Annotated in this window: 13 protein-coding genes; 5 read left to right on the forward strand and 8 right to left on the reverse strand. The window is 61.3% G+C overall.

The window, feature by feature from the left end; translation table 11 throughout:
* On the forward strand, window positions 1–174 hold a 174-nt coding region (locus HY896_01620), incomplete at its 5' end, for a hypothetical protein (protein ID MBI5575042.1).
* Between the two features lie 96 nt (window positions 175–270).
* On the opposite strand, the gene HY896_01625 is transcribed toward HY896_01620, so the two are convergent.
* Complete coding sequence (locus HY896_01625) at window positions 271–1,059, reverse strand: enoyl-CoA hydratase/isomerase family protein (protein ID MBI5575043.1); 789 nt, start codon at window positions 1,057–1,059, stop codon at window positions 271–273.
* A 215-nt stretch (window positions 1,060–1,274) separates the two neighbouring features.
* Here HY896_01625 and HY896_01630 point away from each other — a divergent pair, with 215 nt between their 5' ends.
* Window positions 1,275–1,877: a GNAT family N-acetyltransferase gene (locus tag HY896_01630; protein ID MBI5575044.1), complete on the forward strand. Its 603-nt coding sequence runs from the start codon at window positions 1,275–1,277 to the stop codon at window positions 1,875–1,877.
* Window positions 1,878–2,010: 133 nt separating this feature from the next.
* On the opposite strand, the gene apbC is transcribed toward HY896_01630, so the two are convergent.
* Window positions 2,011–3,099, reverse strand: coding sequence for an iron-sulfur cluster carrier protein ApbC (gene apbC, locus HY896_01635; protein MBI5575045.1), 1,089 nt, complete (start codon window positions 3,097–3,099; stop codon window positions 2,011–2,013).
* 149 nt (window positions 3,100–3,248) lie between these two features.
* Here apbC and murJ point away from each other — a divergent pair, with 149 nt between their 5' ends.
* On the forward strand, window positions 3,249–4,811 hold the full coding sequence (gene murJ, locus HY896_01640; protein ID MBI5575046.1) for a murein biosynthesis integral membrane protein MurJ: 1,563 nt from the start codon (window positions 3,249–3,251) through the stop codon (window positions 4,809–4,811).
* Here murJ and HY896_01645 read toward each other — a convergent pair.
* Window positions 4,798–5,208: a hypothetical protein gene (locus HY896_01645; GenBank protein ID MBI5575047.1), complete on the reverse strand. Its 411-nt coding sequence runs from the start codon at window positions 5,206–5,208 to the stop codon at window positions 4,798–4,800. The two genes, murJ and HY896_01645, sit on opposite strands and share 14 nt — an antisense overlap.
* Before the next feature lie 59 nt (window positions 5,209–5,267).
* On the opposite strand from HY896_01645, the gene HY896_01650 reads away from it, so the two are divergent.
* Window positions 5,268–6,158, forward strand: a complete 891-nt coding sequence (locus HY896_01650; GenBank protein ID MBI5575048.1) for an MBL fold metallo-hydrolase — start codon at window positions 5,268–5,270, stop codon at window positions 6,156–6,158.
* Between the two features lie 134 nt (window positions 6,159–6,292).
* Here HY896_01650 and HY896_01655 read toward each other — a convergent pair whose 3' ends face one another.
* The 4 genes from HY896_01655 to HY896_01670 are packed head-to-tail and all read right to left on the reverse strand — an operon-like array spanning window position 6,293 to window position 11,428.
* Window positions 6,293–6,505 carry a disulfide oxidoreductase gene (locus HY896_01655; protein MBI5575049.1) on the reverse strand — a complete coding sequence of 71 codons (213 nt, stop codon included), beginning with the start codon at window positions 6,503–6,505 and terminating at the stop codon, window positions 6,293–6,295.
* On the reverse strand, window positions 6,502–6,990 hold the full coding sequence (locus HY896_01660; protein ID MBI5575050.1) for a PaaI family thioesterase: 489 nt from the start codon (window positions 6,988–6,990) through the stop codon (window positions 6,502–6,504). The genes HY896_01655 and HY896_01660 overlap by 4 nt, the downstream gene beginning before the upstream one ends.
* A gap of 15 nt (window positions 6,991–7,005) precedes the next feature.
* Entirely contained in the window at window positions 7,006–9,144 is a 2,139-nt protein-coding gene (fusA, locus tag HY896_01665; GenBank protein MBI5575051.1) for an elongation factor G, read from the reverse strand.
* A complete protein-coding gene (locus HY896_01670) occupies window positions 9,029–11,428 on the reverse strand; it encodes a U32 family peptidase (GenBank protein ID MBI5575052.1) in 2,400 nt (799 codons plus the stop codon). Before HY896_01670 ends, fusA begins: the two co-directional genes overlap by 116 nt.
* A 468-nt stretch (window positions 11,429–11,896) precedes the next feature.
* Here HY896_01670 and HY896_01675 point away from each other — a divergent pair, with 468 nt between their 5' ends.
* On the forward strand, window positions 11,897–12,379 hold the full coding sequence (locus tag HY896_01675; GenBank protein ID MBI5575053.1) for a ferritin family protein: 483 nt from the start codon (window positions 11,897–11,899) through the stop codon (window positions 12,377–12,379).
* Between the two features lie 223 nt (window positions 12,380–12,602).
* Here HY896_01675 and HY896_01680 read toward each other — a convergent pair.
* The coding region (locus tag HY896_01680; GenBank protein MBI5575054.1) for an outer membrane protein transport protein at window positions 12,603–13,865 on the reverse strand (1,263 nt) is incomplete at its 5' end.

Here is a 13,865-nt window from a genome sequence, read left to right on the forward strand (position 1 = left end):
ATGCGGGCGGTGTGCACGTCGTGCCACGACGACACGACGGTTACGCTCCCGCATGTCCTGGGGCAGACGTCGGGAACGACCGAGCTGTGTGCCTCCTGCCACACGACCGGGCTTACCTTCGGGCCCGACCAGGTCCACAGGCCCGGACGTCCGGGGCCGTTCCCGGTCGAATAGCTGCGGACGGAGGATTACCGCCTGAAACCGGAGGCCCCGGGGAAATCCCGGGGCCTCTTTCATTTCCGGCAACGTTTTTCGGGAAACGGCAGTGTCCTACCTGCCCTGGAACTTCGGCCTTCGCTTTTCGAGGAACGCCTTCTTCCCTTCGATCAGGTCCCTGCTCTCCATGCACTGCCGGATGAGGTCCTCCGCCTCTTTCGCTTCCTCCTCCGGCAGACCGCGAAATTCCATGCTCATCGCCAGGATCCTCTTGGTGCCGCGGATGGAGAGCGGCGCGTTGTCGACGATCTCGCGCGCCATTTCGAAGGTCACCTGTTCCAATTCCTCCGGAGGACAAATCCTGTTGACGAGCCGAAGGTCCACCGCCCGCCGGGCGCTCACCTTTCGCGCCGTGTAGAAGAGCTCTTTCGTCGCGGACAGCCCGATCACGTCGACAAACCGCATCAGCCCGGCCGGCCTGTAGATGATCCCGAGGCGGGCGGGCGTCATCCCGAAAACGGCCTGGTCGGATGCGATCCGGATATCGCAGGCCACCGCCAGCTCCAGCCCCCCGCCGAACGCGAAACCGTTTAGCATGCCGATCACAGGCGCAGGGAACGACTCCACCGCACGGATCATGTCGTCGAAAGGGTTTGAAGAAAGAAGCACCTGCGCTTCGCCCGACCCTCCCGCGGGAATCGCCGTGATGTCGTAGCCGGCGCAGAACGCTTCGCGCCCTTCGCCGCGAAGCACGACGCACCGTGTATCAGGCGATGAAAGTTCGGCGAATGCCCTGCGGAGTTCCCCGAGGAGCTTCAGGTTCAACGCGTTCTTCTTCGCAGGGTTCGATATCGTGACCGTCGCTATTTTTCCTTCTTTCTCGACAACGACTTTTCCCACCATCGATACCCCCCGCCGATCTCCGGAAATCAGTACGATACTTTATAAGAAAAAGCGCATCTATACGCAACAAGGTAAATGCGCGCATGTTTGCCCGCATTTCCAGGCATGTGCCGCATAACGGAATGATGCCGTGCCGGGCGTTCCCGACAGGGTATTCAAAAAATCAAAACAGTATTTTATAATCAGATTCATCCCCCGGAAAGGAGGCCGCCGACATGTTACCGGAATATCCCAAGGAGGTGAAGGTCAAGGACGGTAGTTCGGTGGAACTGCGCCCATTCGAGAAGAAGGACAAGGATGCGTTGTTCGCCTTCTTCGCAGGCCTCGGCGAATCCGATCGGCTCTTCTTGAAGGACAACGTCTCCGATCCGGCGGTCGTTGAGCGATGGGCGGCCGAATTGAACTACGACAAGGTCTTCCCGCTGCTCGCATGGAAGGGGAAGGATGTAGTCGCCGACGCGACGCTGCATAAAAATCTCGGCGGCTGGATGAAGCACGTCGGCACGATCCGTATCGTGGTGGCGAGGGAGTTCCAGCGGCAGGGACTGGGAAGCATCCTCGCCAACGAGTTGTTCCTCCATGCCCTCAAGTCCGGCCTGGAGAAGATCGTGGCCGAGATGATGGAAACGCAGCAGGGGGCGAAGAAGGTCTTCGAAAAACTGGGATTCAAGCAGGAGGCGGTATTCCGGGGGCATGTGCGCGACCAGATCGGGGTGCGCCACGACCTTCTCGTGCTGACGAAGGACCTCGAGGAGTTCTGGGCGAGCATCCAGACCCACGAGTACTTCTCTTATCCCGCCCGGGAGATGGAGGGGTAACATATAATAAACCGGGACAAAAAACGGGGACGTTCTTAAAACAAAAACAGGGACGTTCTTAAAAACTCCAGAAGTTAAAAAGACAGGGATGTTCTTTGCGGAAGAGTTTTTAAGAACGTCCCTGTTTTTGTGTTCAGACGTGCAGGGATTCCAGGACCGCGAGGGCGGCAGCCGCTTCGGAGGCCGCCTTCGCGATCGCCCGCGAGGCCGGCGCGTCGGGGTCGCGCGAAACGAGGGGAATTCCCTCGTCCGACGATTCCCGCAGCTCCATCTGAAGCGGCACCTCTCCGAGAAATTTCAGCCCCATATCCCGGCACGCCTGTTCCGCCCCGCCGTGGCCGAAGATCTCGCTCCTGCCAGTGCAGTGGGGACACAGGAAGTAGCTCATGTTCTCGACCACCCCGAGGATGGGCACGCCCACCTTCTCGAACATCCGGACCGCCTTCTTCACGTCGATTAGGGCAAGATCCTGCGGCGTCGTGACGACGACCGCCCCCGCGACCGGAGTCGTCTGCACGAGGGAAAGCTGCACGTCGCCTGTTCCGGGCGGCAGGTCGATGACGAGGTAATCCAGTTCACCCCACTTGGTGCCGTGGAGAAACTGCTCCAGCGCCTTCATCAGCATCGGCCCCCGCCAGATGACCGGCGAGTCGTCCTCCAGCATGAACCCGATGGAGACGATCTTCATTCCGTGGCTCTCCGCGGGGAGGATCATTCCCTCTTCCCCCATGAGCTGGTGTCCTTTCAGCGACAGCAGCGTGGGGATCGACGGACCGTAGATGTCGGCGTCGAGGAGGCCGACGCGGGCCCCCGAAAGCTGGAGCGCAACGGCGAGGTTCACGCTCATCGTGGACTTTCCGACCCCACCCTTGCCCGACGCGACCGCGATGATGTTCCGCACGCCGGGAATGGGACGCCTACCCTCCATCGGGTCCCTGGCGGCCTTTACGTCGGCGGAAACCCGGATGTCCACCGCCGAAACTCCGGGGATCGCCCGTACCGCCGCATCCACCGCCGCCGCGATTTCCGATTTTTTCGGGCACGCCGGGGTCGTCAAAACCAGGTCGAGGGAGACGTTCCCTCCCGCCGCCGCCACGTTGCGGATCATGTTCAGGCTTACGAGGTCCCTCCCCAACTCGGGATCCATTACTTTCCCGAGTGCCGCGAGTACCGCATCCGCGGTCACCGCTCCCGCGGGTTCACGCTTCTTGAAGATACCCATGATATTCTCCCGTTCGTTTGGTTGCCGCTATAGTAATCCACCGCAAGCTTTCCGTCCCTTGATCCGCATCAAGCCCGTCATTTCCCTGTGGAGCGTCCATCTCCCTTCGATTATAGTCTTTAACGATGTCCCAATCCGCCCGGAAACAGATGGGACGGGCAGCGGCCGTCATGATGGCGTCCGTGTTTTTGAGCCGTCTCCTGGGATACGCCCGCGACGCGGTCATCGCCTACCAGCACGGTGCGACCCCCGAGACGGACGCGTATTTCGTAGCCTTCACGATCCCCGATTTCCTCAACTACCTGCTGGCAGGCGGGTCCCTGTCGATCACGTTCATCCCGATCTTCTCTAAATATCTCGCAGACGGAAAAGCGGAGGACGGACACCGTTCCTTCTCCGTGATCGCGACCGTCATGGGCGTAGGGATGCTCTTTTTCGTAATACTCGGCGAATTCCTCGCCGAACGCATGCTTCACCTGATCGCGCCCGGCTTCCCCCCCGACCAGATCGCCATCGCCGCGAAGCTCACACGCATCGTCCTCCCGGCCCAGATCTTTTTCTACCTTGGGGGTCTGCTGATGGCGGTCCAGTTCGCGCATAACAGGTTCCTGCTTCCTGCCACCGCTCCCCTGATCTACAATGCCGGGATCATCGCCGGCGGCTTGCTGCTGGGGGCTTCCCACGGGATGGCCGGGTTCGCATGGGGGGTGCTCGCAGGGTCCTTCGTGGGAAATTTCGCCGTCCAGCTCTACGGAGCGCGCAAGGCGGGGCTGAAATATTCACCGGGAGTCGACCTTTCGGACCCGGGCTTCCGGGAGTTCGTCAAACTGTCGATCCCGATCATGCTCGGTTTCTCCCTGGTTGTCGTCGACGAATGGATGACACGGATCTTCGGCTCCTTCCTGCTTGCGGGCGCGATCACCTGGCTCAACAACGCCCGCCGGCTGATGCAGGTGCCCGTGGGGATATTCGGGCAGGCTTCGGGCGTGGCTTCCTACCCGTTCCTTTCGGCGCTGGCCGCCCGCGGCGAGCGGGAGAAAATGTGGGAAACGCTGTCGGTCACGCTGCGCTGGGTATTTCTGGTTTCCTGTGCGGCGGCCGCAATCTTCGGAATATTGTCCCGGGAGGTCGTTCTGGCCGTCTTCAAGCGAGGGGCATTTACCATCGACGATACCATCTCGACCGCATCCGCGCTCGCCGCCTTCTCGATCGGCATCCCCTTCTGGTGCGCGCAGTCGATCGTGTCGAGAGGCTTTTTCGCGATGAAGGACACCTGGACGCCCACCCTCGTTGGAACGGGAGCGTGGATCTTGAGCCTCCCGGCGTATTACCTGCTCATGCAGAAGCTGGGCGTCGTCGGACTGGCGCTGGCGAGCAGCATCGGCATCTTCCTGCATGCGACTGCCCTCTACGGCATCCTCATGGCGAGGACCGTGGGGAAAAAGGCCCTCGGGGAGGTCCTGGAATACGGCAAGATCGCCCTGTCCGGCGTTGCCGCAGCCGGAGCAGGCTGGTACTGGGCAGGGTTTTCATCCCGCTGGATATCATGGGAAACGTTTGCGGGGGCGGTGGTCCGGTTTGCGGCCGGGGGAGTCTCGCTCGCAGCCGTCTTTTTCCTGTGCGCGCTTCTGCTCGGCAGCAGGACCGCCAGGAACATCAGGCGTAGCCGGGATATCCTCCACCCCCCCGGATCGGATCCTACAAGCGCATAAATGTGTCCGCGCCGGCCAGGGCGCGTTGCAGTCCCTCTTCTTCCGCAAGGTTGAATCCCACCCGGCAGCTCCGTCTCCCGAAGAGCGACTTGGTGCCTCCGACGATAGGCACGCGCGCAAGTTCGATCCTGCGGGCCTTCATACCCAGCGCCTTCTTTCCCCATTGACGTATTTTCAGCAAGGCAAGGCCGGCCCATACCTTCTTCGCCCGCCCGTCGCAAACAACGCCGACGATTCTCATCGGCTCTCCGCTGCCCGCGTGCCGCCGCACTTCGGCCAGCGCTTTCGCGGTCGTGCGCGCGACGACCACCGCATATCCGTGTTCCGCCGCCAGCCGCTCGATATTCGACAGGGACTGCCGGGACAGGCAGAACGGCAGCAGCAGGATCTTTCGCAATTGCGGTCCTTTCCGGCGATGCATAGAATACCCTCCATCATAACCCGGAAGGAACGCGCATGATTCAGCGGCTATCCGATCGAATCTCCCTGATCGAAGGAGGCAAGGGCGGCAGGTATCCGTATGCCCATTCCCTTTACATTCGCGACGGCGGAGGAGTCCTCGTCGACAGCGGCTCGGACCTCCAGGAGATCCTGCGGCTGAAGAAGGAAGAAGGATTGCGGACCGTGGTTATGACCCACTACCACGAGGATCACTTCCTTTTCCTTCACGCGCTGCCGGACGTGGAAGTCTGGGCATCCTCGGAAGACGCGCCTGCGCTTGAATCCTTCGATGTCCTGCTGGACCGGTACGGTGTCGTCGGATCGGAGTGGGATTCCTTCTTCCGGTCGCTCCTGTCGGAGAAGTTTTCCTTTCACCCCCGCAGCGTCGCGAGGAAGATTACAGACGGCGAAAGGTTGTCGTTCGGCCGCACGGAGGCGGTTGCGGTGATCGCACCCGGTCATTCTCCGGGCCATCTATGCCTTTTATTTCCCGCGGAAGGGATCCTGTTCATGGCGGACTACGACCTGACCGATTTCGGCCCCTGGTACGGCGACAAACCGTGCGGCATCGAAGAGTTCCGTCGCTCGGCGAAGAGATTGGGCCAGATCGGCGCGAAAACTTACGCGGTATCTCATGAAACGGCCGTCCATCGTGAGGACATCGGCCCCAGGATGTCCGCTTACCTATCGCACATCGACCGGAGGGAGGAAGCCTTGCGGGAATTCCTGCGTCAACCCAGGACGATGCGTGAAATCATCGACCGCAGAATCGTTTACGGGGAGGGACGTCCGGGGCCGTGGTTCGACTACGGCGAATGTGCGCTTATGACCAAACACCTTGAAGGGATGCTTGCAAGAGGCGAAGCTGGGTACAAAGAGGATTTCTATTTCCCGCGGAGCGGGTGACTCTCAAGCCCGTATATAGCAGGCCGATCCGGAATCTTCCACGTAATTTACCGATTCCGGGTAAGCCCAAAAAGTTCAGGAACGTCCCTGTTTATAGGCAAAAGCTCAGGAACGTCCCCGTTTTTAGGGTGGGGTTACTTTTTCAGGGCGTCGTTCAGGTCGCGGCAGACCTTTGCGGGGTCGAGCCCCCTGTGCCATGACGTGTAGGTGAGCATCTCCCGGCGGTTCGAGCCGCACTGAAGGCATTCGCTGCCGAAGAGCTCGCGGATCTTCTCGCGCAGGGAAGGGTATGTCTTGAGCACGTCCCCCAGGAACATGTCCGGCTTGATGGGGCCTTCCTTCGTCATAGAAGCTTCCTCCCGCGCAGCGATTTCTTTTTCATTATAGCAGGGGGACTCCCGACGGCCGGGACCTCGGCCGCCCGGACGTGGAGGATGTAATATGTCGCGGACCCGAAGGCGACGACCTCCCCATCCCCGTTCCGAATCTCGGTCGACCCTACCGCGATCGTCCTGCCCAACCGCAGGATGTTCCCGTACGCGGTAACGGTTCCCGAAGGGACCGGCTTCAGGAAGTTCACCTTGTACTCGACCGTGGTCATTTTCGAAGGTAGCGGCATGACGCTCCGCAGTGCGGTCGCCACCGACATGTCGACCAGCGCGCCCATAACCCCGCCGTGCAGCGTTCCCGCCGAATTCTTCAGGATCGGGCGGATTTTGCACTCCATCACGCTTTTGCCGCCCCCGGCCGAGACGAGCTTCATCCCCATAAGCCGCACGAAGGGGAACGTGTTCACCCGCTTCCTATAGAATTCCTCGTCGAAGACCTTCATGCCTCCTCCCGGGGTTTACGCGCTGTCGTAGTGCGAGAATTTCATCATGAACATCCCGCGTCCCTGGGAAAGGGACCTCAAGGCGGTCACGTATCCGAACATCTCCTTGAGCGGCACCTTGGCGGAGAGAAGAGTCGCGTCCTGGCGGCGATCGACGGAAGTGAGGTGCCCCCTTCTCGCGTTGATATCCCCGATCACCCCCCCCACGAATTCGTCGGGGACGGAAATCTCCACCGCCATTATCGGCTCCAGCAGGTACGGTTTTCCCTTCTCGCACGCCGTAAGGAAGGCCTTGGTCGCGGCGACCTTCGCCGCAAGGGGGGTCGGAGTGCCGGAGAGAAACTCCAGGTCCTCCACTTCCACGACGACGTCGTCCACGGGATAGCCCAGAACTCCTGCGAAAGCCCCTTCGCGGATCCCCTCCTCCACGCTGTCGCCCACCTCTTTCGAAAGCCCCAGCATCCGCAGCCTGTCGGACACCTTGATTCCGGAGCCCCGCGGACCGGGATGGACGGACACGAAGATTTTCACGGAAATCTGCCGTTCCGCGATCTCCCGCTCGAAGACCGTCTCCGCGGCCGTCTTCTCCGCCACCGTCTCGCGGAAGAGCACCTGCGGCTTGCCCGTCCGCACGACCAGCCCGAAATCCCGCGCCAGCCGCTCGACGAGCACTTCCAGGTGGAGCTCTCCCATCCCGGAAAGGATGATCTGGCCGGTCTCCGCATCTTCGCGGATGGCGAGGGTCGGGTCCTCGTCCACCATGTGATGGATCGTGTCCCTGAGGCGGTCCATGTCCCTCAACGTCCTCGGCTCCACGGCGATCGATACGACGGGTTTACGGACCTCGATGGATTCGTAGATTATGGGCATCTCCGGATTGCAGAGCGTGTCGCCTGTCCGCGCGGATTTTACCCCTCTCGCCCCCACGATGTCCCCCGCACGCGCCTCTTCAATCCTCTCCTTCTTCGCCGCGTGAATGCGGAAGAGGCGGGCTATCTTCTCCTCGCCGCCCGTGGACGCGTTGAGCACCGTGTCGCCTTCCCCCACCTTCCCGGAATATACCCGCAGGTAGACGGTCCTGCGTCCCTCCTCCATCAACACCTTGAAGACAAGCGCGGAGAAGGGGGCCGCCGGAGAAGGCTCCCGCTTCGCCGGGACCCCTGTGTGGGGATCGTCCCCCCCGGCGGGCGGCACTTCCAACGGTGACGGCAGGAAGTGGACGATGCCGTCCATCACGGGCTGGATGCCCTTGTTGCGAAGCGCGGCGCCGGCGAAGACCGGGAAGAAGCGGCTTTCGAGCGTCCCTTTGCGGATCGCGCTCCGGAGCATGGGTGGAGGAACATCCTCGCCCGCAAGGTATTTTTCCGCAACTCCGTCGTCCACGTCTCCCGCCGCTTCGAGAAGCGTCTCCTGATAGGGAAGGATCGCTTCCCTTTCCTCTGCCGAAAGCGGCGTGCGCCGGACCTCCGCTCCCTGCCCGTTTTCGGAAAACTCCAGCCGCTCCATCGAGACAAGATCCGCCACGCCGATGAACGATCCGTCCCGTAGAAGCGGAGCCGTCACGGGCACCCCACGCGCCGACAATTTCTTCCGCATCTCGGCGATGACACGGTCGAAATCCGCCCCCGGCCGGTCGAGCTTGTTTATGAAAGCCAGCCGCGGGATCCGGTGCCGGTCTGCCTGCCTCCACACCACTTCCGACTGCGCCTCGACTCCCGCGACCCCTTCGAAGATCACCACAGCGCCGTCCAGCACGCGCAGCGACCGTTCCACTTCGATCGTGAAATCCACGTGCCCGGGGGTGTCGATGAGGTGGACTTCCGCTCCCAGCCATTCGAACTGCGTCACAGCCGCCGTGATCGTGATCCCGCGCTCGCGCTCCTGCGGGAGGTAATCCATCTGGGCGTCGCCTTCGTGGACCTCACCCATCCGGTGGGTGATCCCCGCGTAAAAAAGGACGCGCTCGGTGAAGGTGGTTTTCCCGGCGTCGATATGGGCGATGATCCCGATGTTTCGGACTTTCTCGATCGCGCGCAAGTTAAAAATTCCCCCGGAACAGATTGAATGCGGAGGTGCCGGGAATCTCCCGGTCCTCCCGCAAAGCCGCGAATATCTCCCCGATCTCCTGCGCCGGCACGCCGCGCAGGTCGACATGGAAATCCTGGATCCCCGCCGCCCGTATTTCATGAAGGGCGCCCGACGCGGAAAACGGAACCGCCGGCCGCACGGTCGAGCCCCGTTCGTCCACCTCGACGATGAACCTTTCCGCCCTCGGGCTGACCGCCTCGCCTCCCCGGAATTTTCCGGCGGGCACAAGACGGGACACCATAAGGGGAACGGAAGAGTAAGCCACCGCGATACCGAGGCCGTGCAGGTACTTTCCGACCGCGCGCAGTGCGGAGAGCGGAGCCTCGACAGGCAGCACCATCCGTGATGCGCCCATGCGTGACAACGTCGAAAGCGCCCCCAGGTTGAGCCCGTACAGGTAGTGATCCGAAATCAGGTTCACTTCCCTCCTCGTATCGAATCCCGAAAAGAGGGCGAAGTGGCCCACATCCGAGATCATCCATCGCCTGTGTCCTTTCAGGACCGCCTCTTTAACCGTTCGACGGAGGAACGCCGCATCGGCCTCGAGGAGGGGAGCCGGCAATCGCAAGTAGATCCGGTTGCGAAACGGCCCTTTCCCCGCAGGGGAGGGATCCCTTGCCAATCCGCGCGTGAATTCCACGACCGGGACGATTTCCTCATCCGCAGGCAGGTGGGGAAGCTGCTCGACGCGGCATCCCGCGAAGAATACCGTCGGAAGATTCTCGCGCCGGTTCCCCGTCACCCGGAGCGTGGGAAGGATGGAAAGACGCAATTCCTTCCCCGCGAGGTAGAAGTCCTTGTCGAATTTCCGGGCGGCCTTGACGAACAGCGCCTCCACGTCGGGCCATGCAACAGTGGCGCCGCGGCTCTCGACGCGTATCTCCCCAAGGGGAAGATCGCCGTGATATGCCGCGGCGAGCCTGCCTTCCGTATCCGGCGGAAGCCTTTCCGCGCCCGCGGCCTTTCCTCCCGATACCCGGTAAGAGAACTCGCGTCTCTCCTTTCCGTAGGACGCTTCGACGACCACCACCCCGTCTCCGGCGATGATCCGGAAAGCCACCCCTTTCGAGCGGATCGATTCCATCTCCTTCCGCGCCTGGCGGGTGATTTCCGCCCGCCCGCCGCCCCCGACGCGGAACAGCAGATCTCCCGTTGAAACCGGAAATGGGATTTTCACGTAGAAACCATGCTCGTCGGACCGCATGGAAAGCGCCGAAAAGCCTTTTCCCGATCCGTCGGACAGGAATTGCACGCGAAGGCGATCCCCCCGCGTCGCGGAGACGCTGCCGGGGAGAAAAGCCCAGCCGTCGCGGACCTCGGATATGGCTCCCAGCAGGTCTCCCACGTTCCCCGTGCCTCCGCCGGCGACCACCTCGCCGGGGGCGGCACCGCCCGTGAGCCCGGGGGTTTCCTCCCGCCCGATCACGTCAGACAGGATCTTCCTTCCCTCGGCCACCCCCACGGCCGGTTTCCCGGCGCGGATGAGGTCCAGCGCTTTTCTGTAGGCGGAGACAACGCCGGATACGTATTCCGCGCTCCGCATTCTCCCTTCGATCTTGAAGGCGGCGAATCCGAGTTGGACAAGATCCGGAAGCGCGTCGATCAGCGACAGGTCTCGCGTCGAAAAGATCGCCTCCTCCCCGCCCGGATAGCCGTAAAGGCGCCTGCACGGCTGAACGCAGGCCCCGCGGTTTCCGCTCTTTCCTCCCAGGTACGACGAAAAAAGGCATTTCCCCGAAAAGGAGTAGCACATCGCGCCGTGCACGAAAATTTCCACCCCCACGCCCGACTTCGACACGATCTGCCGCACTTCATCGAGCGTCAGGTGCCGCTCCAGTATCACCCGCTGCGCCCCGAGCCGCCCGAATTCCCCTGCGGAGGACGCCGATGCGCATCCGGCCTGCGTGCTCACGTGGATCGAAAGGCCCGGGAAAAAGTCGCGTACGATCCGCAGGAGGCCAAGGTCCTGGACTATTACCGCATCGGGCGAAAGCGGGGCGACGCGGTGCAGAAGCTCGATCGCGTCGGGGAGGTCCGCCTCCGTGAGCAGCGTGTTCATGGCGAGATAAATCCGAACGCCGCGCTGCTTCGCATGCGGCAGGACCCGGCACAGCTCGTCCAGCGTGAAGTTCTCTGCCCGTTCCCGCGCGCTGAACCGCTGGAGGCCGAGATAGACCGCGTCCGCTCCGGCGGACACGGCCGCGAAATACGCCTCCACGGAGCCTGCGGGAGCCAGCAGTTCGGGAAACGGCCGCGCGGGTAGCGCCTTGGGCCTTGAATCCGTTGGGGACGGAATCCCCTTCGGCGCCCTGTTATTTTTCGGGGAATACGGTTTCAATTTGACAATCATGATACATCCGTTACACTTACCGGCAAATACCGCAGGGGCAGGAAATTCCCACGCCGGTTCCATGCGGCGAATCGGCGCATCTCAAGTGGGAGAGGTGACTATCCATGACGCGTACCGTGACGATCTTCGGCAAGGACTCCTGACCCTACACCTCCAGGGCTCGTAGGGACTACGAGAAGGCCGGCGCGAAGGTCGTTTACAAGGACGTCGAGAACGACAAGGCCGCCATGGCGGAGATGAGGTCCTTGACCCGGGGGCACCGCGAAGTGCCGGTGCTCCTGGAGGAGGGAAAGGTCGCCATAGGCTACGGAGGAAGCTGAGCGGTCTGAAGCGGCGCGGCCGTGGGCCGCGCGGGCGGCGGACCGGCGATGCGGTCCGGGTTGAACGACCCCTCGAAGCCGTGATATTCTTTGCACTCGTGAAAACCCTGGCACTCCCGATCGCCAAATCCCGCCGGAGGAATCACCGATGAAATTCAGCGAAGAGGCGCTAAAGTTTCTGAACCTTGGGATAGAATCCGAGATCGCGGCATACGTCTTCTACAAGCGGGCGCGGAAACTCGTCCGGGATGAAGAGCTCGGGAAGGTCTTCGACAGGCTGGCGATGGATGAAAAAGGGCATTTCCTTATTCTTGAAGACGAATACGACGAGAACGTTCGTTCCGAATGCTGGGCGCCCTACAAGGATATCCTGTGCAAGGACGGTCTTCCCGACATCGACGAGCTCGTCCAGGAAACCCACAAGGCGCTCCTGGGAAAATTGGCCGGCATGAAAGGGAAGAAGGAAGTCCTTGAGATGGCGCTATCCCTGGAAAAGGAGGCGCACGGCCTGTTCAGCGACGCTTCCTCACGTTCCAAAAGCCCGGACGCGAAGAAAATATTCGACCACCTCGCCGCCTTCGAGAAGGGCCACGTCCAGACGATCGAGAAGGAACTGGCCGCGATTATCTGAAAACCGGGACAGACAAAAACAGGGACGTTCTTAAAAACTCAAAAACAGGGACGTTCTTAAAAACTCGATATCGATTTTCCTTTTTCCATCTGCCGAGTTTTTAAGAACGTCCCTGTTTTTGAGTTTTTAAGAACGTCCCTGTTTTTGTCTGTAATTAAACGGGGGGGCCGTTAAGGCCCCCCGTCCATAACAAGCGGGAAATCCCCTCCCCGAACAACTCTCTTTAGAACTTGTACCCGACGTCAAACGCCAGGAGGTGGGCGTCTCCCGTCCATTTGCCGTTGAAGCCCGTCCCGTAGGAAGGATACGACGGGTTCACCTGGTTGCTTACCGTCCGGTCCTTCTTGTCCACGTAGAAATAGGAACCGTCGAATGTCCAGTTCTTATACTTGTATCCGACACCCGCCATGTAATTCAGCCGGGTCGCGTCCGGAAGGGAGGGATCCATTGTGTTCGCGGGCACCGGCGTCGGATCGTAGGCAAAGCCAAGCCGGAGGGCGAGCGGGTCGGTCACCCTGTATTCCCCGCCGATCCGCAACGCTACCACGTTCTTCCAGTCCTTCGTGCTGGACGAGTCCGGAAGCAGCGCCGTGTTGTTCTTGATGTCGATGATCAGGGACTGGTAGCTGCGCCAGCCGGTCCAGTCGGCATCCACTTCGAGAGTGAGGCGGTCCTTTACATAGGCGACGCCAAGCGCCGCGGTAGCGGGCATGGAGATCTTCGTCGATCCTTTCGTGTTGAACGTCGAGCCGCCGAACACCGCCTGCGCGCTCGCTCCGAGAGCGATGATCGACGTGCTGCTGATGTCCGTCAGCTTCACGTCCCCTTCCCGGATTTCGAGTGTGAACGGGCTCCTGAAGGAGAATCCGATTTTCAGGTTCTGCGACGGTTTCAAAAGGAGTCCGAAGTTGTATGCCCAGGCGTCGCCGTCCCCGTCCAGGTCGAGCAGGAAGATGTCCAACGGCGAGTTGCCGATCGGAGGAACCGGAACCGCATTGTTGACGACCCCGGTTTTCTCCAGCTTCGCTTTCCCGTACATGTAGTCGATTCCCGCCCCTACCATGAGGACGTCGTTCACTTTGAAAGCAACCGTGGGGTTGACGACGACTGTCTGCAGATCGATCTTGGTGATCTGGTTACGGAAGACGCTGTCGTGCCTGTTCTTGTACTCCTGCCCGAGCCCGAACGGGGTGAAGATCCCCACTCCGTAGGCGAAATTCGATGAGACCTTTCTGGTGATATAAGCGTTCGGAACGACGAAGTTCAGGTCTTTCTGCGTTTCGGTCGTCGATGTGGGCTGGACTGGGGTGGTCCCTGTGAACGTTGCGCCGTTTTCCCTGATGTAGGTGGCGCCGACCATCACGTTGGTTCCCTCGAGCTGCATGATGCCCGCCGGGTTGAAGTATATCGCCGACGGGTCGTCCGCCTGCGCTGTGAAGGCGAACCCCATTCCCATTGCCTTTGCCCCGGCCTCGGGCAGCCGGAA

The sequence above is a fragment of the Deltaproteobacteria bacterium genome, from assembly GCA_016218975.1.
Lineage (GTDB): Bacteria > Desulfobacterota > Deferrimicrobia > Deferrimicrobiales > Deferrimicrobiaceae > JAENIX01.